Below are 23546 nucleotides of genomic sequence, written 5' to 3'. Positions count from 1 at the left end.
TACCGACGATGAGGAACGAACTGTTCGGCGTGTTCGGGGATCGGGCACAGTTCACGCGGTTCTGTAGCCCGCACCGCTTCGGCAAGGTGGTGTCCACGGAGCACGCAACGGTCGGAATCAGAGATCTCGGGTACGGACTGCCCGGCAGGAGCGACTCGTATCACGGCGACGAGGGGAGCTGCATCATCTGGGGCGAACTCGTCCCGGAAAAGCAGATCGGCTCCCCGGCGGAGCGGTTGTTGCGACGGTACGCGGAGATCGGCGAGGAGGCGTTCGATCGACTCAACGGCTCGTATTTGGTGTTCGTCGAGCACGACGGCGACGCGAAGGTCGCGACTGACGCCATCCGCTCGTGGGAGTGTTACTACACGGACGCGCCGGGCGTTCGCGTGTTCGGGACCGACGCCTCGACGGTCGCACAGACGATCCCCGATCCGACACTGAACGGCCGGACGCTCACGGAGGTCACGCACTTCGGCATCGCGTTCGACGACAGGACGGCGTTCAAGGAACTTCACCGCGTTCCATTCGACGGGTATCTCACAGCCGGCGGGACTGGCGAGCTCCGGCGGTTCGTCTACGAGCCCCGGGAGTTCGACTACGCGGACGAACTCGCTCGGCGGCTCCGGCGGGCGATAAAGCGCCGGATCGACCTCCCGGGCAGGAAGGGGTTGCTCCTGAGCGCCGGCTATGACTCGCGGGCGATCCTCTCGCAGCACCCGCGGATCGATATCGGGTACACGATCGGGCGGCCCGGCTGCGCGGAGGTCGACGTTTCGAGGAAGCTGGCCGCGCAGTACGGGATCGACCACCGGACGCTGGCGGTGACGAACCGCTATCTGGATACGCGCCCGGAGATCGTCCAGTACTCGCAGGGGGTCCGCGAGTCGCTCCACATTCACCACCGTGGTAACGTCGACGAGATCGACGTCGACACGATCTATCACGGGATGCTGTTCGACACCCTGTTCCGCGGCTTCTTTCTGCCAGGGAAGGGGTTCGAGCTGTTCGATCGAACGTTCCCGCTGCGAGGGCTCGAAGCGAACCCCGACGTGTCGAAGCACTTTTCGACGAAGTTCGGCTTCCTCGGCGACGACGACGTGCTCTTTTCGGGCTGCGGCATGATCGACGCCGACAGCGCGGAGGAGTTCGCACACGACGTGATCCAGCCGCAGTACGACGCGTGCTTCGATCGGACCGACTCGAAGTACAACGCGATGGACCTTTTTGCGATCAAGCAGAAACCGACGCTTCCGTTCCGCGAGCACCTCGCGGACAACTACGTCGAGAGTTTCGTCGCCGTCGATCGCGACCTCATCGACTGGCACCTGCAGACGCCGCCGGAACATCGGAACAACCGGACGTTCCTGAAGGCGCTTCGGAAGCTCGACGACGACATCCTCAGGTACCAGCCGCCTGACCGTCCACACGACTCCTTCCGGCTCAACCAGATCGAGAAGTTCCTCCGTGAGAAGATCCCGGGCGTGCCGGCATTCGAGAGCTCCTGGCCCGACAAGCAGGAGATCTACGACCGGAACAACCTCGACCAGAAGCTGTTCCCGGGCTACGAGGAGGTCCACCGACTCCCGCCGCGCGTCAAGCTTCGAATGAACGACCTCACGACGTGGATCGAGTTCGCGACCGGCGAGTCGCGCTGTACGCCCGATCAGATCCTCTGTCCGCCGCAGTACGAGCTCAGAGAGCACGACGTCACCTCCGACTGACTGTCGAATTGACATCCTCCCACGTCTTTAGACGTGGGATTCCTCCGATCGGGGTCTAAGCGCCGACGAAGGTTTTTTGCTGGTGCGGGCGGATCTCGTTCGGACGAGAGTGTGGTGACTCCGCCCAGGTGTGGGCGTCCTACTTGAGGCGTACGGGACGTGCCATCGCCCCTACTTCGTTGCTCATTTACCGATTCAGGAACGTCTCTGACGCCGTGAGGTCCGCGTGGCCCTCGAAGCCACACGGACACATGAGCGTATCGCGGTGGTGAACAGTCTCGTCGCGTTCGCCGCAGTCGGGACACTCTTGGGAGGTCCACGCTTCCGACCGTGCTTCGACGGTGATACCGTATTCCTCGACTGTGTATGCAAGCCGGTTGATGAACGCGCGAAACGCCCAGAAGTTGTGCGTTTTCGCGTTTACTTCGACCGACCAGTGGGTTTCGAGAACACTCGTGAGGTCGCCGACGAAGACGGTCGAAACGCCTTCGACGTGAAGGCGCTCCATCAAGTCGCGGGCGAGTGCGTCCATCGCATGGTCTCGCCGGGCCATTCACTTCCGATACAGTCGCCGTATCCTGTTGGTCGAATACCGTCCTTCGTCACGATTGACGAGCGACTGATACTTGGTGATTCGTTCCGTCGTCTCGCGGAAGTGGGTGAACACGTCCCTCCCTTCGTACAAGAACTGTTTGCAAGTGGTCGTACTGCACGCGACGATGTTGTTCGCGCCCACGTCCAGAGCAGTCGTTTCGTCGACTAATGGTGAATCCTGCCGAGAACAGTTTTTAACAGGTTGGATGGCCCTGAATTGGTCGGAACGCTCGTCGTAGAAAAGTTCGAGTTGACACTGGTCGCCCGTCCACTTCGGTTCGCCTCGCACTTCGAAGCGGAGCCGTTCGCGGTGCCCGATGTCGAACTCGTCTTTCAGGTCTTTGCCGACCGATATTTCGAGTATTGACTGGTTGCTGCTGCCGGTAGCCCACCGAAGTCGGTACTGGTCGCTGCGGATGTACGACCGAAGGTCGCGCCTTTCTTCCTCGTTGCCCCAGTAGCCGAGAAGTCCGCTCACTTCTCGCCGGATTCCTTGCGCTTGAAGAACGAATGCCACGCTTGGTCGTTCTTTCGAATCACCTGTTGAGCCATCGCACTGCCGAGAACTCCGACATACTGTTTGCGGTAGTCCTCGGTTTCCCATACCGACTTGTCGATTTCTGGGTCGGTGAAATTCTGCCGACGCTCGTAGTTCAACTGATTCCAAAGGCTTGCCGAAGCGTCCAACACCCGCCGAAGGCACTCAACGTCCGCGTCGGAACGGGGAACGACTCGGAAGGTGTTGACGCGCTTCATTGGCCTGTTTGCGCCTCGGTGTATTCCTCGATGATTTCGTCCGACACTGTACCGGCAGGGGACACAAAGTAGCTTCGGGTCCACACCGACGGCAAACCCATGCTTCCGAACTCATCGCGGAGAACGCGCGACTAGTAGCCTTTGACCTGCTGGATGATTTTGTTCGGTGCAAGCTTCGGGTTGCCCTCGATGAACAGATGAACGTGGTCGGGCTGGATGGACAAACTGATGATGGCCACGCCGAGTTCGTCCGCCTTTTCATGGATGAGAGCTTTGAGACGGTCGTGTACGTCGTCGGTGAGCACTGCCTTGCGGTACTTCGGGCACTAGATGAAATGGTAGTGCAGGTTGTGGATTGAAGTCTATTCCCTGCTGTATCCACGAGGCATTGGTGACATCCTCCCCGCCGTAAATGGCGGGATTCTCTCGCTGATTAAAGATAGAAGTCATATACCCGCAACTAGTGCCGTAGGCTTTCTCGCCTGAATCCGGTAATCGGTCATCAGCCAGCCATCGACGACTGCTTGACTCCCGCCGGCCACCGAACGATCGTCGGTCGATCAGTTCGAAGGTCTGTCGAACAGTTGCCACATCGTCAGTATCGAGAACAGTCCGAGGATGGCGGCACCGATCGCGAGGTCGGAAACGCCGGCGAACGCGGCGGGACTTAATCTGACGGCGGTGAGGAGAGCGATGCCGATACCCGTCGCGCCGAGGTAGTAGCCGAGCCAGCGCGTGTCGTCGGCTCGCGCGGGGACGGGGCTATCACGCTCTGACTCAATCGATCGTTCGGTCGCGTCGGCCGGGTCAGTCGCGGTAGAGGCGGCCGGTGCGCTCGACGTCTCGGTCCGGGCGGTCGCGTCGAGATACGGATCGAGTTGATCCGCGAGCGAAGTACGGACGACGTGACCACGGGACTGATTGTACTCGATCACGCCTTCGTCGGCGAGTTTAGGCAGGTGACACTGATACAGCGAGATGTACACGCGCTGGCGCTCATCGGTCGTGAGCGCCTGCACGGTTGTCTCGTGTTCCCAAGCGGCGACCTGCTCTGCGACGTCGCGCATCCGGACCTGCTCGTCGCGCCCTTGCAGGTATCGGAGCACATATCGTCGCCGCTGGTTCTGTAGAATGTGAAACAGCTCATCCTTCGCAAGCTCGACGGGTCGAGCCGATTCCTCCTCCCTGGTAATCGTCGCGGGGGACGTACCACCAGACTGCGTGGCAGTCATGTGTAGTGCCATATTTACAGGACGGATATTAAACTAATCGCACTCTCCCGATCGTTACAGACTGTTTCATCAGATCCCTGTTCAGGTGAACAATCCGCCGCCGTCTGTTGATAACCGTTTATTGGAAGTCGAAACAATTTGTTATCTGATATTGGTGTGACTCACGTCAGACGATCGGAACTGGTCGTGGAGACGTTCGTTCGACGTGTGAAGTAAATTAAACTTTTTCGGTCATGTCTCGAGATATCACCCATCAATACGCACTCGACAGGTGCTAATCGCCGCGTGAGTTGACACGTCCCCGTAGTGCCGCGGCCTTCGAGGAGACCGGTTCGGGGAACGATCCGAGGATCTCGAAGATCTCGTCGAGTGAAATCGCGCCGGTGGCGATCGCGAGCGCCGAGTAAGCGACGAAGCCGACCGGCGGGACGACGAGAAGCGCGAGCAGCGAGTTGTCAATGAGGAGCGAGAGCCCCACGATCGGGACGGCCGCTCCGAGCGACGTCAGCGCGATGCGGCCGAAGCGGATGTCCACGAACGGGTTGTACCCGAGGTGTCGTCCGACCCACACCTGGAGGAACGGAAGCGAGCCATACCCGCACGTAGTCCCGATCGCCGCACCGACGGTCCCGAAGCGCGGGATGAGCAGCACGTTGAGTGTCAGGTTGATCGCCGCCGCGATTGTCACGGCGAAGATGACGATCTTCATCTCACCCTTTGCGAGGTTGATCGACAGGAGCGGCCGCGCGATGGCGAACCCGATGGTTCCTGGGAGCAGTACGAGAAGCGGCGGGACCATTTCTGATGCGTCCGCACCGTAGTAGAGCGGAAAGAAATCGCCCGCAAGTGCGCCGAGTCCGATACCCATGAGCGTCGTGAGGAGAAGCGCATACCGGGTCGATCGGGAGGCCAGTTCCTGGATGCGCTCGATCTGGCCCTGGTACCACATGTTCGACGTGGAGTGGACGAGGATCGACTGCACCGTTTTAGGGGCGAACCAGAGGAACTCAACGATCACCAGCACCGCCTTGTACGCACCAACCTGTTCTGAGACGATCATCATGTCGAGGAGGACCACGTCAACGTGGTACATCGACGTGAGCAGGAAGTAATAGAGCGTGGAGTAGTGGTTGAAGTTGAATAACTCTCGCTTCGGAAAGTCGTCGGGAATCGGCTTAAACAACCGCCTGAGCGAGATATACTTCCGAAGGAAGAACATCGAACAGAAGAAGACGACCAGACTGGAGATGATGTACCCGAGAATCACGCCGACGACCCCGTAGCCGAGCCACGCCAGCCCGACGGCCGTAACGCTGAACGTGATCTGATAGAGGAAGTACATCCCCTCGCCGAGGTGTTCGAGCTTCAGCCCCAGAAGCGCGCGTCGGCTGTACTCGCGCAGTTGGGCCGCGAGCATGAGGATCGAAAGCAAGTAGAAGTACAGGGTGTAGTCCGCGCTCATGAGATCGGACAGGATTCCGGTGTACGCGCCCACCGCCAGCGAGAGCGCCGCGAGAAGCGCCATCATGAGGGCGATGCGGAAGTAGTATGCGAAGACGAAGTCCTTCCACGTGTCCGACTCGCGCTCTTCGGAGATGTACTTGCGGACCCCGCCGTTGATCCCCGAACTCACGAGGATCATGAGGATGTTGAAGATGGCGATGACCGATCCGTACTCGCCGTACTGTCCCTGCCCGAGGAAACGGAACAGAAGCGGTGCGGCGAGAGCGGAGACGATGAGGGCGAGAACCCGTCCGCCGGCCATCCACGTGAACGCGGTGACTAAATTTCGTTGCACGATGTTTCGCGGGGTTGATAGTCCTTTTAGGGCGTGGTAGCCCTCAGTCGCTTCGTCAACGGTCCCTCAGCACCGTCTCGCCGGGCAGCGTCGTCGCGCCCGAAGAGAGGGTCAAACCCGGGTTGAGGCTCGTGTTGATGCCGGTTTTCGCGCCGTGGCCGGCGACGACGCCGAACTTTCGGCGGCCGGTCGAGACGCGCTCGCCTTTCACCGTCAGCGTCACCGGCTCGTCGTCGTGACGGAGGTTCGCGACGTTCGTGCCGGCACCGAAGTTCACGTCCCGCCCGAGGAGGCTGTCGCCCACGTACGAGAGGTGCGAGACGTGCGCGCCCGCCATCAGGACGCTGTTTTTGACCTCGACCCCGTGCCCGATGCGGGCGTCCTCGCCGACGAGGGTCGCCCCCCGGACGTACGCGTTCGGACCCACCTTCGCGCCGGCGCGGACGAGCGCCGGCCCCTCGATGACCACACCTGGTTCAACCGTCGCGCCCTCCTCAACGACGACCTTCCCGCGCAGTTCCGCGTCCTCGGAGACGTCGCCGACGAGGTCGCGCTCCAATTCGCCCAAGAGGAGTTCGTTGGCCTCTAAAAGCTCCCAGGGACGACCGACGTCGAGCCAGCGGGAGAGGGTCACCGCCGTCACGTCGTGTTCGCCGACAACGCGCTCTACGACGTCCGTGATCTCGTGCTCGCCGCGCTCGCTCTCGGGGACGTCGAGATATTCGCGCGCTTCCTCAGGAAAGACGTAAGCCCCGGCGTTCGCGAGGTTCGTCGGCGGGTCGGCCGGCTTTTCGACGATGGCGGTGACGGTCTCGCCGTTCGTCGAGAGTACCCCATAGTTCGTCGGGTTCTCGACGGTGTATGCGCCGATGCTCGGGGCGCGGTCGAAGAGCATCGCGACGCTTTCCGGGTCGTAGAGATTGTCGCCGTTCAGCACCGCGAACGAGCCGTCGATCCACTCCCGGGCGGTGTTGACCGCGTCGGCGGTTCCGAGTTGATCCTCCTGTTCGACGTAGCGAGCCGGCACGCCGGCGTATTCCTCCCCGAAGTACTCGCGGACCTGCTCGTTGAGGTAGCCGACGACGAAGATCAGCTCGTCCGCACCGCCCGCGACGGCGGCGTCGGCGACGTGGGCGACGATGGGACGGTCCGCGACGGGCAGCATCGGCTTCGGTATCGCGTCTGAGAGAGGTCGAATTCGGGTTCCCTGGCCAGCCGCAAGGATAACTGCCTGCATAGTCTAAGTACCAGGACGGTACTACTCATGCGCCCATTATTATGGGCCCGCTAACGGATTCTCGGCATCGAGTTGAGACGAAACCGATAGATGGAGCTGACTTAAGCTGGGTAGCACGGACCTTAGTGCGTGTTTCACACGATCGGGGAGGGGGAGTCTCGTTCGAAGGTCGAAACCCCCAATCGACAGTCACACCGAGCGGCGTGGCTCCGTGCCACGACACTGCCATTCGTGAGTGAACTACCCCTACCTACTCGCGCCCTTCGGGCGCTCCTTGAGGTCTGGGCTTCCTGTGTTTGCGTCGGCACGTGCACTCGAAGGCACAGCGGTTCCAGACTCCGCAGGCGGTTCCCTTGCTGGGCGGGTCGGAGTGAACCACTCTTACCGTCTCGACACTCGGGCCACAACCGCCGATGCACGCTTCTTGTCGCGTTTGAACGCCAGTGGAAACGTGATAAGGGTCTTACTTCCCGCTCGACTGCACGGGTAGTAAATATGCCCAGACAGTGAACGTGAACTGTGCGGGCTCTGTATCCCCTCCCTACTCGCTCGCTCGGTAAGGAAGAGGCCTTCGTGTCTCAATTCAGGCAAATATCTTCTAGCGAGCGCGTTCCACGAACGCCGCCGCCCGATCGAGCAGTTCGTCCGCCCGCTGCTCGCTCCGGGCCTCGGCCGTGAGCCGGACGATCGGCTGAGTTCCACTGGCGCGGATCAGGAACCACCCGTCGTCGAAGACGACATGGACGCCGTCGATCGTCGTCAGCCGGTCGTCGTCGTACTCGGCGACGATCGCCTCCTCGACTCGGTCCATCACGCCGTACTTGTCGTCGAGTTCGACGCTGCCGCGGCGGAGCGGGTACGACTCGATCTCCGAGACGAGCGCGTCGAGCGACCCGCTCTCAGCGGCGAGAGTGGCGAGCTTGCAGGCCGCCAGCGGGCCGTCGGGGCAGAGCGTCTCCTCCGGCCAGATCCACGCGCCGCTGGACTCGCCGCCGAAGACGACGTCCGATTCGGTCGCTCGCTCGGCGACGAACACGTCACCGACGCGCGTGCGCACGAGCGACGCACCCCTCGCCGCCAGTTCGTCGTCGACCGCGAGACTGATGTTGACCGGAGCCGCGACGCGCATGCCCTCGTCGACGACCGAGCGCGCGAACAGCGCGAGCTGGACGTCTCCCTGGATGAATCGGCCGGACTCCGTGACGGCGCGCATCCGATCCGCGTCGCCGTCGTGGGCGATGCCGAGGTCCGCGTCGGTGCTCGCGACGAACTCGCACAGCGCCCGGCAGTTCTCCCCTGTCGGCTCGCTCGGACGGCCGGGGAATCGTCCGTCGGGTTGCGCGTTGAGCGTCGTCACGTGCGCGCCGAGCGCCGAGAGCGCGTCGACGGTGAGTCCGCCGGCACCGTTGCCCAGGTCGACGGCGACCGAGAGGCCCGAGAGCGGTCCGTTCTCGTCTCTCCCCGTTAGACTTCTCTCGAACTTGTCCCCTGTCTGAATCGCCGCAACGAGTTCGTCGACGTGGCGCGCCGTCGCGGCGTCTTCGAACGATCGCTCGCCGAGTTCGTCCCATGGTCGAAGGGCGTACTCGCCGGCTTCGATTCGCGCTTCCATCGCGGCACGCTGGTCGGTGTCGAACGCCTGGCCCGACGGATTCCAGAGCTTCAATCCGTTGTCCGGCGCGGGGTTGTGCGAGGCGGTCACCATGATCCCCGCGTCGGCGTCGTACCACCCGACGCTCCGCGCGAGCGTCGGCGTCGCCACTACGCCGAGATCGACAACGTCGGCTCCGCACTCGCGCACGCCGGCCGTCGCGGCGTCGGCGAGCATCCGTCCGCTGTCGCGCGGATCGCGCCCAACGACGATAGTCCCTGCACCCTCAGAGGCGATCGCCCGGCCGACAGACAGCGCTAGCTCGGCCGTCACGTCTTCGCCGACGGGTCCCCGGATGCCGCTCGTTCCGAACAGTGTCATTGCGTGTACGCTGACGATCCACCGCCTTGGTTATGGCAATCGTAATGCGCCCAAAATCGCAGAGAGTGACGGACTACTCCCCGACGTATCGGTCAGTCGCGTCGCATTCGCGTTCACCGGAGTTCGTCGACCGCGACGAACGACCGTCGTTTTCCGGAGATCCAGCGCGTGCCGATACCCCTCCCTCCGGGTTCGAAAATCACGACTTCGTCGGGATCGAACCGATCTTCGAGCGTCGAGTCCCGCGGGTTGAACGTGAACTCGAGCGCGAAATCCGGCCATTCTTCGGTTCGTGCCTCGTGGATATTCTGGCTCATGTCGTTCACCCCCTCGCGTGCCGCCCGTGCCGCTCCTCCGGCCGGACGAGGTCAATCTGATCGATGCGCTGAGTCGAAGCTGTCGTATCTACTTCTACGACAGGAACGGCTTAAACCTTCGGTGCTATTGAGCCGGAATCGCGGCGTTTAGGGCGATTGTCCGCCAAATTTGGGATTCGAGCCGAATATGAAGTTCCGGTTTGAAGACGGAACTGTACTGAGAGTGAAATGAATAACAATGACATCCTCCCCAACGCCGATGACGAATTCTCTATTTCAACGGGCGGTAGTGAGGAATTCCCTTCCTCACCGAGCGGCGACGAAGGAGCCGCGAGGAGGGAGGGGAGGAATCGCGTTGCAAAGCAGGACGAAACAGTGAGTATCTGCTGGCCCGTCGTCTTCTGTAGTCCATACCGGGCTTCAGACAGCCCTGCAAAGGGTGCCGATACCGATAGTGCGGGAGGCAAAGGGACGGTATCTCGGGATGGACAGGCCGCCGTCACCCGGCCCCAAAGGACGGACCGACGACGCGACCGCTCCGAGCCGACTCGGCCGGCCGCGAAGTCGCCGAAGTCACGTCCAATTAAAGTGCCTCTGCCGACCGACCGCATCGGCACACAAGTCGGTCCGGGACCACAACTCCCGACCCAAGCCACGCAAGCCTCGTCCTCAGAGCGCTGAAGGCGCTCAGGGCGGGGTAGTTGACGAAAAACACGATATCGGTAGTCTGCTGTTCGAATCCGTCGAATGCGAACCTGTATCGAGGTCGTACTGCATTGGGTTCGGTAGTTAGTACGGCACTCTAACGCAAAAAGTTACCAATTGCGTGGGCCTATGGGACTGCTACCGAACACGTTTGAGAACTGTGCGGGCGTCGCCAGAACGCGGAAGCGTTCTGGCTGCCAACCAGAAGCCTACGGCTTCTCGCGACGTTGACGAGACGCGCAGCGTCTCGTTCGCACACAAGAGCGAAGCTCTTGTGAACGCTGTCTTCCCTCCCTACTCGTGCCTTCGGCGCTCGGCGAGGAAGGGGGCTTAGCACCTCGGTTAAGCTAATCGTTGAATGTCGGACTCGGGTCTATCGAGACCCCCGTGTCGTTCCCCAACGTATCGTTCGATCCGCCGAAGAGCGTACTATTCGACCCGTCCGAGGAGCTGTCTTGCGTTGGTTCGGCGGTCGTAGTTTGATCGTTGGAGGAACCGTCGTCACTGTCGTCAGTGTCATCTCCGTCGTTATTTCCGCCGTTTGTGTTGTTACCGTCGCTATTGTTCCCCTGATTCGGCGGGTCGAAAATCGAGGAATTGTCCTCGGTCGTCCATTTCGGGGTTTCGGTAGACGGTTCTTCGGTAGACTGGGTTCCAGTAAACGGTTCTTCGGTAGACTGGGTTCCAGTAAACGGTTCTTCGGTAGACTGGGTTCCAGTAAACGGTTCTTCGGTAGACTGGGTTCCGGTAGACGGCTCTGGCGTCGGAGTGTCGGTTTGCGTTTCTGGCGTCGCCGTCTGCGTTGCTGTCTCTTCGTTCTCTCCCCCCGGCGTTTCCGATTCTTCCTCTGGCGTTGAGGTGTTGTTCATGTCGGAGTCCGTCTCCGGAACCGGGGTCGCGTCGTCGGGACCCGGAATCATTCCGGATGAGCCCGGAATACCTATCACGACCGCGACGGCACCGATAAAAAACAAAAGGCCCGCGACGAAGAGACCGGCCTGAATGAATCGGTCGTCACTGCTGAATCGACGCGGAAGGCGACCCCAGAAGGATTGTTCGCCAACCGCGCGGCTCCGCGGTCTCCCCCGTACCCACACGTCCGTTCGTGAAACTGCGGTCGGCATGGTTTTCCTTGTTCCGACCTTGCACGACAGAGGTCTTTATTAGACGGTAAATAAGTCGAAGCCGACGCGGTCTCTCGACCCGACGCGTAAGTGTTCTCGAAAGGCCCTGCTCGTTCGCAGAACCCGCTTCTTCGGTCGGTGCTACCTGCGAGAACGCGATCGATGAGCCGGTCACGCGCGGTCGAGTCGGAAGGCGGGAACTGCCGGGACGCAGATGGCGGATGCTCGAATCGATCGTCGCACCGTCGCTCTGAGCGAAAGAGGACTCACTACCGAGTTACATTTATCCCGTGAAGTTTGACGAGCGACGCATCCGTTTCATCAGACACAACGGGAGAACCGTCCGAGCATGAGGACACCGATAGTGCGCCTTGGGCGGTGATACTGAACGACGCGAAAGACTGCGAGAAACGGTACGGGTGGGAGGGAGGGGAGGTGGCTGGCAAGGGGTGGGAGGTAGGGCCCCTCTTGTTCCGTCTCGACCCGTGCAGTCTGACACCCCTCTGAACGAGAGGCGTCAATTTACTCTCCGGGTGCTAGTAGCTTAGTTACTAGGTGAATAAACCGATCAACGACACAAAATGGCATTCTAAAATCGGCTTTGATTAGGATGAAAATATTCTGGACTGAAATTCGATGTGAGGATTATTTTACCTTGAATTTTGCACAACTCAAGCGATGTGGAAATACGTAGTGTCTTCTCGACACTATTCGTGAGTGCGTATTGGGAGTGATCGAATTGCCCATCCACGCTCCACTCGGCAGCGTCTCGCGTTGAATCTGCCGGAGGGTCGTGAACATCTCTTTGCGGAGATGTCGTGTGCGTCCACCGTTGTAGATATGGGACTGGGTCGGAGTACCGTCTCGATAGGCACAGCCTGTCAGGAGTTTGGACTCTCCGATGTTAAATCCAATCAACGTCGGATCGTTCGGCACCTCTAGTTCCGCGATCGTGTGCTCGACGGTGATACATCATGTGAGCGCATACCCGCGTCTTCAAGCGCGGGTCGAGCGGTAGGCATAGTGCGTCCGAACCACGTTGCTACGACCGGCTCGATTTCCTACGCTATTCGGTAGTTTTTAGGTGTCTTCGCACCATAGTATGCAATATGGAGGAAGACCACACGGCACGTGACCTACAACCTCAACTACCACATAGTGTGGTTGCCGAAGTACCGTAACTCGGTACTGGTAAACGAGGTCGCTGACCGTGTGCGCCGAATCCTCCACGAGATCGCCGACGAGAAGGGGTTGGAGATAATTGACCTGACTATCCAACCCGACCATGTTCACCTGTTCGTCAGTAGCCCACCGAAGCACGCTCCGTCGCCTCTTACCAACTGGTTCAAGGGTATTTCCTGGCGGAAGTACAACACCGCTGCGCCGACCACGACGGCGAGAAAATCAAGTGGGCGCGTGGACACTACGCAGGAACAGCGGGGCACGTCTCAAGCGAAACGGTTCAAGACTACGTCCAGCGCCACGAGGAGGGTGAACAGTGACCGAACTCACAGGATTGCAGGGCGATTCCTCTCACGACTTTAGTCGTGGGCTTCTTCGCCCTGCAATCCTGTGAAAGGGCCTTCTTCTCGATGGCTATCGCGCACTCGGCACCGATGGAGCGCAGTAGGTAGATAGACAGCTAAATGTCGCATTCCTCTCCGCTCCATGGGACGGGGGTTCCTGCATGTTGAAAGATGGCGAGTGAAAAGTCGGCTCGTTCGTCCGCCTCAGACGTCGAAGAACACCGAAAGATATACGATGTCGGTTTATAACGGCTCAGCCGTCGATCAGTTTCGACGGCGTGATGACGTCGATGTCCTGCCCAGCGACGTGGTTCACGATGCTTTTAAACTGGTCGGTCGTCGTCTCGTAGTTATTGCCATTGCCGATGTCGTGATACGCGATGACGACCATCTGCCCGGTGTCCTCGGCGATGTTGAGGATCTGCTGGACGCCCTCGACGTCCGCGCCGTTCACGCGCGAGATCGTGTGCATCGAGCTGGGCTCGGTCGCGTTGCTGGGGCACGCGCCCTGGAGGAACCCAGTCTCGTGGAACTCGCTCACGATGTCGAGCGTTTCGTTGCTCACGCGGTTGTACGGCGCGACGAAGTGCCGGGCACCCTTCTGGAACCCCTTGAGTTCGAGGTAGCGCTTCGCGCTCTGAATCATCTCGCGCTGTTTGTTCGCCGGGTAGGCCGGGAGCGGTTCGCTCGACTGCGGGTGGGCCATCATGTCCCAGCCCGCGTCACGCATCTCGCGCATGTGGCCATCCGAGAGTGCTTCTTGGCCGTTGACGGTGTCCGGGATGACACCGACGCTGCCTGGCATGTCTTCCTTTTTGAGGATGTCGAAGGCGGTCTCGTATTGTGAGATGTGATTATCGTCGAATTGGAAGATAACCTTCCCCTTCTTTGGCTTAGGGATCTTCCGCAGATCGTCGATCCTAGCTTGGATAGCACTTCCTGGATCCGATATCACCATGAGACGGAGTTCCTGAACGCCCTTCAGAATCGGCTCGCCCTGGCGCTCGGTGTATCCAAAGTCGATGCGGACCCAGTCGTTCAGTTCTTGAGGAATGTAGCGCCGACTGGTGAGCATGTCGCTGCGCGCAGGGGCGATGAGTTCGGCTGCGATGTAGCCAGCGGTCGGCTTGTCGAGTTTAACTGCGAGCGACAGGTCGTGCTTCGAGAGATCTAACCCCTCTGGGAATGCCTTGTACAGGCCAGCGACTTCGCCGTTCTTGTTCTCGAGACTGAGCGATTGGGAACCGGCGTACACCTCCTTGGAGTCGAGTTTCACGTTGCCCCCAATTATTCCCCAATCGGCGTTGTTGATGTTCTTAAAGCCCTCGAAGTCCTCGACGAGTTCGCCGCGCGTGAACGGAGACTCGTTTCCGGACTGTTCGCTGGTCATCTCCTCTCCGCCCGACGTCTTGGCGTCAGTCGGTTCTTTGGTCGTGGTATCCGTCGATTCCGACGACTCTCCGAATACGTCGGTACAGCCCGCGATGGAGACTGTTCCGGCGGCGCCGAGCGTTGCGAGGAAGCTACGGCGGGTCGATGGTCGCTTCATATTCGTGCTTCGCCTCTTTCGTTCAGGTCCTCATTATAATACGGACGCTAAGAATGGCCTTAGCAGCCATATAAGCGGCTGAATACCGAGAAATCGGCCGGTACGGGGCCCCCTCCGTCGGATGGGGACGAGTCCGACGTCTGGGCAAAAGTCACCTCTTTTCACTTGTAACTGGCAGTCGAAGGATGAACCGTTCACCCCTCATGAAATGACCAAAACGCCCGGGGCTCTTTCGTTCGAAGCTACCGTCTAGTCTTTCGAGCGGATCGGCCCCGCGGTTCGACTGGATGAACAATCCGTGGAAGGAGACTCGACTGCCGGCGAATCGTCGCCGCCTGTACCGGTACTCGTTATGAGCTACGCACTGTTTCGACGGGCCTTCGTCCGAAGCGGACGGTGCTACTGATGGAAAAAACGTATTCGGGTGCGTTTGCGCAAACATTTGCTTCACACGTAACTCTTCGTCAGACGGGGTTCATTCTGATCCTCTGTGAGAGATCGAATCCGATCGTCTACGGGTACGGTTTGGCCCCTGCGCTCTACGCACATGAATCCGTTTTCGGTTCCGGAGTCGGATTCGTTTCGTTTCCATTTCCGTTTTCGTTTGTACGCTGGAACCGACGAGCGACCGGTCCCGTCGCCCGTAATGTATTCTTCTCTGATATTTCAAGGAGAGAAACCGTCGACAGGCGCCTGAAAGGTTGATATCGCCGACCACCCACCTATCAGCTATGGGTGAATTGCTCGGGGAACGTTCTCGAAGCGCACTAAGCGATGGTCACGAGACGGCCGGTGCGATGGTTCGGGCTGCCCAGAAGGATCTCCGAAAAGTATTCGTCGTCTTTCTCATTGGATTCGTGGGATCCTTCTATGCGTTTCGACTGTACGTCTGGGACGCCCTACAGAGCGCGACGGTCGCGGGGATGAGCGCGCCGGTCCGCTCTGAGGTCGAATTTATCGCCGTGACGCCGTTCGACGTCGTTCTCCTTCAGGCGAAGATCGCGCTCGTCGCCGGCCTGTTAGTCGCTGCTCCGTGGTTCATTTACTATGCGCGTGAGGCACTGCAGGCGCGCGATCTGTTGCCGCGGCCGGCGGTTCCACGCGGGAAGCTCCTGTCGATCGGGCTCCTCTCGGCCGTCCTCTTCGCGCTCGGCGTGATCTACAGTTACCTATTCTTTTTTCCGCTCCTGTTCGATTTCCTGGCGGGAAACGCGGTGAGCGCGGGCTTTCAGCCCGAGTACTCAATTGTCGAGTGGGCCGAATTTCTCTTGCTGCTGACGTTCGTCTTCGGCTTGGCTGCGGAACTCCCGCTCGTCATGACCGGACTATCGTATACCGGTATGGTACCCTACGCGACGTTCCGTGAGAGGTGGCGTCACGCCGTCGTCGGCATCGTCGTGATCAGTTCGATGGCGAACGGCTCGCCCGATCCCTTTTCGATGTCGCTCGTCGCGATCCCACTTGTCGCCCTCTACGGCGTCGGCCTCGCGTTCTCGAAAGTCGCGACCATTGCTGGTCGCGAGCGCACCGGCGATCCGGCCGCGCTCAACCTCCGAACGCTTGACGCGGCGGGCGTCCGCGCCGCGCCCTCGGAGGCGTTCGACGTGCTCTCTGAAGCCGACGCGCTGTCGTATGCCGACGCCGCCCTCGAAGACGGTGATCACGAGAAGGCACGAGCACTCCTCGATCGGTTCGATGACGCTCACCATCGTCGCACGGGAACGCCCGTCGACGAAGCACCCGCGAACGATCCGGAGAACTCCGTTCGCGACCTCGAAGACAGAACTGTTCGCGCGGGCGACGCGTTCCTGCGTGAGCTCGCCGATGGTCCGTCGGACGACGACGTCGGCGGGTACTACTGGGACCTCCGGTTCGTCTTCGACAGCGTCTCGGCCCGGGCGTTCCGTATCGTCGCCACGTTCGGCCTGCTCATGGCGGGGACGTTCACGTGGCTGTACTCGGGCGGGATCGATGGGGTGACGCGCGACTTCCTCGGTCGTCTCCCCGCCGGCGTCCGATCCAATTCACTCGAAATCGTGACGCTACACCCCGTCGAAGCGCTCGTGTTCGAGATGAAGTTCTCCGTCCTCGTCGCGCTGCTCGGGACGCTCCCGGTCGTCGCGTACTACGCGTGGCCGGCCCTTCGAGAGCGGGGGTTCGTCCGCGGTCGTCGACGCGTCATCTTCGGGTGGGTCATCGCGCTCTCGGTCGGTCTCACTGGCGGGTTCGCACTCGGGTACGCCTACGTTGCGCCGGCGGTCATCTCCTACCTCGTCGCCGACGCGGTCCGCGCGGACATGCTCATCAGCTACCGCATCTCCGACTTCTTCTGGCTCGTCTTCTACACCACCGCCGGAATCGGCCTCCTCGCGGACGTGCCGGTGTCGATGCTCCTCCTTAACACCGCCGGCGTCCCCTACCGGTCGATGCGAAACCGCTGGCGGGAAACCATCGTCGGTATCCTCGCGTTCGCCGCCTACTTCACGCCTGGCGGCGCGCTGACGATGCTGCTCGTGGCGGTTCCGCTCGTCGTCGCCTACGGAGTCGGTCTCGCCGCCCTGTTCGTGCTCACGCTTGGCGGTCGGCGCGACCTCGCGCCGATTTGGGCGTCGCGAGGGTGATTGAACTCTGAAACACGTAAATTCGATTAAATATATGTTTGGGTCAACAGCATCTAACTGGCATGGAACAGGACTTTCCGCTCATCGTGCTATTGGTCATGGGATCCGGGATGGTGATCCGCGGTCCATTCTTCGGTATTATCGGTGCTGCACTCGAGAGCGTCTCTGCGATAGCTATCTACATGTTTACTGTGAATAATGTAGATGAGGGTGTCAACTACCCCGCCCTGAGCGCCTTCGGCGCTCTGAGGACGAGGCTTGCGTGGCGTCGGTCGGGAGTTGTGGTCCCGGACCGACTTGTGTGCCGGTGCGGTCGGTCGACAGAGGCACTTTAATTTGACGTGACCGCAGCGATTTCGCGGCAATTCGAGCTTGCTCGGAGTGGTCGCGTCGTTGGTCCGTCCCTCGGGGCCGGTTAACGACGGCCCGTCCGTGGCGAGGAACCAAACCTTTCCCGCCCGCAATGGTGGTTCGGCACCCGTCGCAGGGCTGTCTGTTGCCCGCAGCAGGACCACGTAAGACGTGTCGGACGATACTAACTGTTTCGTCCTGCTTCGCCACGCGCTCCTCCCCTCCCTCCCGCTCACTTCGCTCGCGGTTGAGAAAGGGGACTCCGCGCTACCGTTTAGTTGAATGTTAGCGTCGAATCCGTCTTTTGTCTAGGTGGAAAAACGAACTCCCTCTCGACGGCGGCGACGCGATCTCGTGGCCGTCGCGGATTCGACGTCGGCTTCGGATACCCCGTGTGCGAAAGGACCGATCTAAGCCGGTAAAGAAGACTGACAGAAGGCCGCAGGAGGCGTTACTCTAGGTAACCGAGGTCCGCAAGCCGGTCCTGAACGCCGTCGCCCGCCTCCGATACCGCTTCGAATTCGTCGTAGGAATCGTACTCGTCCGATCCGATGTCGGAAACGATCGGCAGCACACGGCCGTCCATCCGATCGCTGTAGGGAATGCCCAGTGCCGACATGATGGTCGGTGCGACATCGAACAGGTGCGCACCCTCGATCGAGGCCGCGGTGTCGATGCCGACGCCTTTCGCGGCGAACACGCCGTCGAGCTTGTGGTTCCACGGTTCGGTCGGCGGCGCGAAGTAGCCGTCGAGGACGTGTGCCGAGAGGAACTGCTCGAAGTTGTTCGGCACCGTGACGATGTCGACCGCCTTGTCGAGGTACGGGCCGTGGAAGTACTCCTCACGCGGTGCGACGTCCTCGAACATCGGATCGCCGTCCGGCGTCGAGACGCCGCGCAGGTACTCGATGAGGTCCGCGCGGATGGTGTCGTACTCCGACTGCGGAACGACGCCCGCGGGCTCGCGCCCTTCGAGGTTGATTCGAACGCCGAGTTCGGTCCGCGCGCGCATGTACGCGATCGAGTTAGGGAAGTCGACCTGCTCGTTGGCGGTCCGCGTGACATTCTCGGGCGCGTACCGACGGGCGATGTCGTCGAGGCCGACTGTCTTCAGGCCCTTGCCGACCCGCTCCGCCGTGAGGCCGAACTTCGCCGCATAGGCGGCGAGACGCTCGGCTGTGCTCGGTTCCCACGTGTTCTCGTCGTGTCCCTCGCGGAGCCGATCCCGGATCGGGTTCCACGAGGGCATGCCTTTGCCTCCCTTCGTGATCTCGACGTACCCCTTGTCACGAAGATACTCGTTGATGCGGAACTCGTACTTCTCGTACGGTCCCATCCCATGATCGCTCGCAATGAACACCTGCTCGGGATCGAACTCGTCGAGGATTCGTCCGATCTCCTCGTCCGTCGTCCGGTAGACCCGTTCAACCTTCTCGGGATCGCCGTCGAACTCGTGGAAGACGGTGTCCGTCTTCTGGAACTGGACGAAGCCGAAGTCCGGTTCGTGCTCGTTCACGAGATATCGGAACGCCTCGCTGCGCATCCCAACGAGGGCGCAGTACTCGTCCATCTTTTCGGCGTCGGTGACCTCCTTGTCGCCGCGCGAGTACGCCGGGTACACCCGATACTCGCCGAGTTTGCGCCGTAGCTCTTCGAGGGTTCCCCTCGGATGACAGGTGGGGTCCTCGGGGCCGATGAACCCGGGAACGATTGCGCCGTCGATCTCGTCCGGCGGATGGGTCACCGGCACGTTTACCACCACGCTCGACATGCCGTGCTCGTCGAGCAAGGACCAGAGGGCGCGCTCTTTCACGTCGCCGCCGCTGACGACGTGCCAATCGTAGCCGTCGTAGTCGACGAACCCGTAGACGCCGTGTTTACCTGGATTGACGCCCGTGTACATCGACGGCCACGCGCTCGGCGTCCACGGCGGGATCTGTGACTCCAGCGGTCCGGAGATACCTTCCTCACAGATCCTCCTGATGTTGGGGATCGCATCTGCCTCGTATAGCCGTTCGAACACCGACAAACATCCGGCGTCGATGCCGATGAGTAGCGCTTTCATGTCGTCTTTCACGTCCATCGTCCTCCGTTCTGTCGTCCGATTTCGTCCAGTTCGCAGTCGATTTTGCCAGGTCTGTAGTCGGTTCTCGCCGCCGTACGCGGCAGCGGACCGTTCAGAGCGTAAACACTGCTTCGCCCCTCCGCTCTCATTGCTTTCGACTTTCGACCGTACTCCTTTTGTTATGACCTCTATAACTGTCGGTACCGGTTAATTTCTAAACAGTAGAAATTCAAATATACTGACTAGAAGTTCCTCGCGGCGGGATGCACGAGAATCCGATTTTTCTCCGATTCCCGTCGACCCTGCACCCAGATCCTACCTGACTCAGGGAGAGAGTCCCACCGTTCATGGCGTTGACGAGACGCTTCGCGCCTCGTTCGCACACCAGAACGCTCTGAGTTATGGGGACGGGCGTGAATCCGACAATTGTGGAACAACCGCCGACGCCGCTCAGTCCGGGGTATCCAAGTCGTTGGCCGCGTAGAGCAACATCCCTTCCCACGTCAGGCCGTGTTCCTTCTTAATTCGGTCTAACCGCTCATGCACGTCGTCGTCAACCACCATGTGGATGTTCTTCGCCATACAGACAGACAAAATACAAACATACATTAGCTTTCGGGTACAAGAAGTAGTTGATGAAGCGGACCAACACGTTCGACGTGGTTCCTCAGTCCGACGCGGACGAGGAGTTGCTTCAGCGCCTGTTGGACGCTTCTGCCGCACTCTGGAACGAAATCAACTACGAGCGCCGCGAGAACTACGCCGACCCAGACACGTGTGAGACAGCAGCGAGTATCGCGGGCGCTATGGCGGCACGCTCGGGGCTTCGACCGTTCAGCAAATCGAACGCAAGAACCGCGAAGCGTGGCGATCGTTCTTTACGCCCAAAAGAAGGGCGAAGCCAACGGCAAGCCCGGCTTCTGGGGCAACGTCGAGGACGGCCGCGAACTCCGCACGTACATCCGAAACACGTCGTACTCCGTCGAGTGGGGCGAATACTCCCGGCTCGAAATTCTCGTCGGCCACGACCTGAAAGACGAGTACGGGCTTGGACGACAGGAACGCCTCCGGGTCGAAGTCCGAGGCGACCCCAACTGGAAGGAGTACGACAAACAGGGCCGGTTAGAACTGTACTACGACGAGAACGCACAGGCATTCAGGGCCTTTCAGCCAGTCACTATCGACACTTCTCGACTGGCACACCCACTGGCGGACGAAACCGCCGCGCTGGATATTGGTGCGAACAACCTCGTCGCCTGTACGACCACGACCGGCACGCAACTGCTGTACGAAGGACGCGACCTGTTCGAGCGGTTCCGCGAGACGACGCGAAAAATCGCCCGGTTGCAGTCGCTCTTGGACGACGGCCGGTACAGCAGTCACCGGATACGCTCGCTGTACCGACGACGGACGAGACGCCGCGACCACGCCCAAGACGCACTCGCCCGCGACCTTATCGAACGGTTGCACGCCGAAGGCGTCTCCACGGTGTACGTCGGGGCGTTAACGGACGTACTCGATACGCATTGGTCGGTCGAAGCGAACGCCAAGACGCACAACTTCTGGACGTTCCGAGCGTTCATCGACCGACTCGCGTGTACCGCCGAGGAGTACGGTATGACGGTCGAAGTTCGCTCGGAAGCGTGGACAAGCCAAGAGTGTCCGCAGTGCGGGTCGACCGACCGGACGACGCGCCACCGAGACACGCTGACGTGTCCGTGCGGTCGTTCGAAAGGCGCGGAGCGCCTTTCGTGATGACGAGAGACCTTTGGTCTCTCGAACCACTTCGAGGGCCACGCGGACCTCACGGCAAGCAAGACGTTCCTGAGACGGCAGACGGACGTAGCACGGCCGATGGAACGGCCTGTGCGCCTCAAGTGGAACGACCACGACTGGTCAGAGTCACCACGCTCTTGTTCCAACGAGGAGCGCACGAACCCGCAAGTTGCCTTCGTGGGTCGATAGTCAATACCCCCAGCGCGAGGAAACCCCGGCGTAAACGCCGGGGAGGATGTCATCCGGTGACTGTACAGGTCGTTACCTCGCCGTTGTCGTACGTCACGTCGCGCGGTCCGCCGCACATCCGCTCTCGGTCGACCGGCGGCGTGTACGCCGGACCCTCCGGATGGTTGAAGTACGCGGCCCCGCTGGACTGATAGTCCCGGTAGATGAACGTCTCGTTGGTCGTCGTCCCGTTGTCGACGACGGCGGCGTCGGTCGGCGTCATCTGCCACCGGTCGAATATCGTCTGGTACGGGTGGTCACTGTGGATCGTCTCGTCTTCGCCCAGCCTCGTCGTCTCGCCGATCGTCTGGGCGGCGGTCAGTTCGGCGTCGGTGTAGCTGTACCGCGTCTGCGTCCCCTCGAACGGCGGGCTGTCGATAGTGCCGTTGCTCGCCAGCATCGAGACGGTCGGGAACGCGACGATGAACACGAGCAAGATCACCGCCGCCCCGCGCGGACCGATGCGCTGGACGAGGAACGCCAGTCCGAGCGCGCCGATGATCGCCATTGGCGCGGTGAGGAACGCGAACCACCGCCCGGGGACGAACGTCTCGATGCCGAACATTGGGAACCCGAAGACGAACACGAGCATCACGACGGTCGCGACGACCCCCGTAAATGTCGCGTGAGAGGCGTTCTCCCGCCGGAGGATGTAGACGCTTCCCACGATCGTGAGAAGCAACAGGAGTAGAAAGCCCGTCACGTCGAGGTACTCCACGAACTGGTCCATGAACGTGGGCTGAGCGCCGATTCCGCCGCTTGGCGCCTCTTGACCGACGCCACTGCCGAGGCCGCCGCTCTCGACGATCGTCGTCTGGAGATAGCTGAAGATTGTCATGAGGAACGTGTCGCCCTGGTACGGGGTTAGAGACCACATAAAAGTGATCAACCCGAGGTCGAACGCTAGCAGTCCCGAGAGATTCACCGTGTCCTGCGAGTCGAATTTGAGGGGATTCGACATTCGGGGGTTAAACAGCCCGATGCTCAGCACGAACTGCGCGAGCAGTCCGGCTCCGGTGAACGCGAGCATGATGAACGCCGACACTTGGTGGGTGAGGATGGTCGCGACGCTGAAGAGGACGACCAGCGCGAAGTCGCGGAAGCGGTAATCGAGGTGCAACACCCGAGTCAGGGTGTAGAGGATCGCGAGGAAGAAGATCAACCCGAGGCTCGTTGGGATGAGGTGGATGCCCCACTCGATGACGTGGCTCGAAACGGTGAAGACGGCCGTCGCGAAGACGGCCCAGCGGACGCCGACGAAGTAGCGCGCGGTGGCGTAGACGAAGAGCACCGAAAGCGGCATCGCGACCCCTAGCGTGAGGTACAGCGCCTCCCGTATCGGCAGGTCGAGAAGCAGGCTCGCGCCGACGACGAGGAGGTGATACAGCGGCGACGCGTAGTACTTGTCGTTCGAGATCGGTTCGAGTGATCCCGCTTCGAGGATCTGTGCCGACCACGTCGGTGTGTGCGACCAGACGTCGATGCCGATGTACCCCGGGGTGGTAAATAGCGCCGCGAAGCGGATCACGAGCCCGAGGAGGATGATCTGCAGCAGGAGAAGAACCGGTGAAAACTCCCGCTCGCCGGTGAACAGGATCTGCGCGAGCAGGAGCATCGTCGTCGCCGCGGCGACGTCATAGAACAGGAGCGTCCGGTCTCCCTGGACGATTCCGAGCACCACGAGCAGGGCCATACAGAGGATGGTGATCGCCGGGAGCGCCTTTGCGACGTTCGGCGAGATGGTGGTGATGGCCCGCTCCTGCTCGTGTCGAACCGCGATGAGGTACAAAAGCGACGAGGCGGTGAGCACCAGCGGCAGCGTCTGGATGTACACCTGCGTGAGGATCAGCTGAAGCGGGAGGGTGGCGAGCCCGATCAGGAGCACGAGGGCGGCACCGATCACGTCTAGCCGACCCTCCCGGAGCATCCCGATGAGCGTGTTCTTTTTGGTCGTCCTGGGATTCATTGGAT

General features: G+C 60.8%; 13 protein-coding genes and 4 pseudogenes. 5 read left to right on the top strand and 12 right to left on the bottom strand.

What is annotated here, in order from left to right:
• The first annotated feature begins 8 nt into the window (after positions 1-8).
• A complete protein-coding gene (locus C3L37_RS14785; protein WP_129115383.1) occupies positions 9-1724 on the top strand; it encodes an asparagine synthase-related protein in 1716 nt (571 codons plus the stop codon).
• Between the two features lie 55 nt (positions 1725-1779).
• On the opposite strand, the pseudogene C3L37_RS14780 reads toward C3L37_RS14785, so the two are convergent.
• The 8 genes and pseudogenes from C3L37_RS14780 to C3L37_RS14745 all read right to left on the bottom strand — a co-directional run bounded on the left by C3L37_RS14780 (position 1780) and on the right by C3L37_RS14745 (position 11282).
• Positions 1780-3074: pseudogene (locus tag C3L37_RS14780) on the bottom strand (RNA-guided endonuclease InsQ/TnpB family protein).
• Positions 3071-3430, bottom strand: a pseudogene (gene tnpA / locus C3L37_RS14775) (IS200/IS605 family transposase). Before tnpA (C3L37_RS14775) ends, C3L37_RS14780 begins: the two co-directional pseudogenes overlap by 4 nt.
• A gap of 204 nt (positions 3431-3634) precedes the next feature.
• Positions 3635-4306, bottom strand: coding sequence for a DUF7344 domain-containing protein (locus tag C3L37_RS14770; RefSeq protein ID WP_129115382.1), 672 nt, complete (start codon positions 4304-4306; stop codon positions 3635-3637).
• Between the two features lie 274 nt (positions 4307-4580).
• Positions 4581-6104 (bottom strand): oligosaccharide flippase family protein, encoded by a 1524-nt coding sequence (locus C3L37_RS14765; protein ID WP_129115381.1) that lies wholly within the window; start codon positions 6102-6104, stop codon positions 4581-4583.
• 55 nt (positions 6105-6159) lie between these two features.
• Complete coding sequence (gene glmU, locus C3L37_RS14760) at positions 6160-7341, bottom strand: bifunctional sugar-1-phosphate nucleotidylyltransferase/acetyltransferase (RefSeq protein WP_129115380.1); 1182 nt, start codon at positions 7339-7341, stop codon at positions 6160-6162.
• 598 nt (positions 7342-7939) lie between these two features.
• Complete coding sequence (glmM, locus tag C3L37_RS14755; protein ID WP_129115587.1) at positions 7940-9307, bottom strand: phosphoglucosamine mutase; 1368 nt, start codon at positions 9305-9307, stop codon at positions 7940-7942.
• Between the two features lie 119 nt (positions 9308-9426).
• Positions 9427-9630: a hypothetical protein gene (locus C3L37_RS14750; protein WP_129115379.1), complete on the bottom strand. Its 204-nt coding sequence runs from the start codon at positions 9628-9630 to the stop codon at positions 9427-9429.
• A 1052-nt stretch (positions 9631-10682) separates the two neighbouring features.
• The gene (locus C3L37_RS14745) at positions 10683-11282 is read right to left on the bottom strand and encodes a hypothetical protein (protein ID WP_146333928.1); all 600 of its coding nucleotides are present in this window, start codon (positions 11280-11282) and stop codon (positions 10683-10685) included.
• A 1284-nt stretch (positions 11283-12566) separates the two neighbouring features.
• On the opposite strand from C3L37_RS14745, the pseudogene tnpA (C3L37_RS14735) reads away from it, so the two are divergent.
• A pseudogene (gene tnpA / locus C3L37_RS14735) lies at positions 12567-12961 on the top strand (IS200/IS605 family transposase).
• 277 nt (positions 12962-13238) lie between these two features.
• Here tnpA (C3L37_RS14735) and C3L37_RS14730 read toward each other — a convergent pair.
• Positions 13239-14375, bottom strand: coding sequence for a polysaccharide deacetylase family protein (locus C3L37_RS14730; RefSeq protein ID WP_228546252.1), 1137 nt, complete (start codon positions 14373-14375; stop codon positions 13239-13241).
• A gap of 890 nt (positions 14376-15265) precedes the next feature.
• Here C3L37_RS14730 and tatC point away from each other — a divergent pair.
• Together tatC and C3L37_RS14720 are read left to right on the top strand one after the other, a co-directional pair.
• Positions 15266-17155 carry a twin-arginine translocase subunit TatC gene (gene tatC / locus C3L37_RS14725; RefSeq protein WP_129115376.1) on the top strand — a complete coding sequence of 630 codons (1890 nt, stop codon included), beginning with the start codon at positions 15266-15268 and terminating at the stop codon, positions 17153-17155.
• A gap of 62 nt (positions 17156-17217) precedes the next feature.
• Positions 17218-17490 carry a hypothetical protein gene (locus C3L37_RS14720; protein ID WP_129115375.1) on the top strand — a complete coding sequence of 91 codons (273 nt, stop codon included), beginning with the start codon at positions 17218-17220 and terminating at the stop codon, positions 17488-17490.
• A gap of 467 nt (positions 17491-17957) precedes the next feature.
• On the opposite strand, the gene C3L37_RS14715 is transcribed toward C3L37_RS14720, so the two are convergent.
• On the bottom strand, positions 17958-19589 hold the full coding sequence (locus C3L37_RS14715) for an alkaline phosphatase family protein (protein WP_228546251.1): 1632 nt from the start codon (positions 19587-19589) through the stop codon (positions 17958-17960).
• A gap of 432 nt (positions 19590-20021) precedes the next feature.
• Positions 20022-20153, bottom strand: a complete 132-nt coding sequence (locus tag C3L37_RS25345; RefSeq protein WP_267195323.1) for a hypothetical protein — start codon at positions 20151-20153, stop codon at positions 20022-20024.
• Between the two features lie 53 nt (positions 20154-20206).
• Between C3L37_RS25345 and C3L37_RS14710 the strand changes: the two are divergent.
• Positions 20207-21536 (top strand): annotated as a pseudogene (locus C3L37_RS14710) (RNA-guided endonuclease InsQ/TnpB family protein).
• A 49-nt stretch (positions 21537-21585) separates the two neighbouring features.
• On the opposite strand, the gene C3L37_RS14705 reads toward C3L37_RS14710, so the two are convergent.
• Complete coding sequence (locus C3L37_RS14705) at positions 21586-23541, bottom strand: hypothetical protein (RefSeq protein WP_129115374.1); 1956 nt, start codon at positions 23539-23541, stop codon at positions 21586-21588.
• Between the last annotated feature and the right edge of the window lie 5 nt (positions 23542-23546).

The organism is Halegenticoccus tardaugens, assembly GCF_004116405.1.
GTDB classification, from domain to species: Archaea; Halobacteriota; Halobacteria; order Halobacteriales; family Haloferacaceae; genus Halegenticoccus; species Halegenticoccus tardaugens.
Note: the sequence above shows the minus strand (reverse complement) of the source record. Positions and strands in the feature narration are given on the sequence as shown.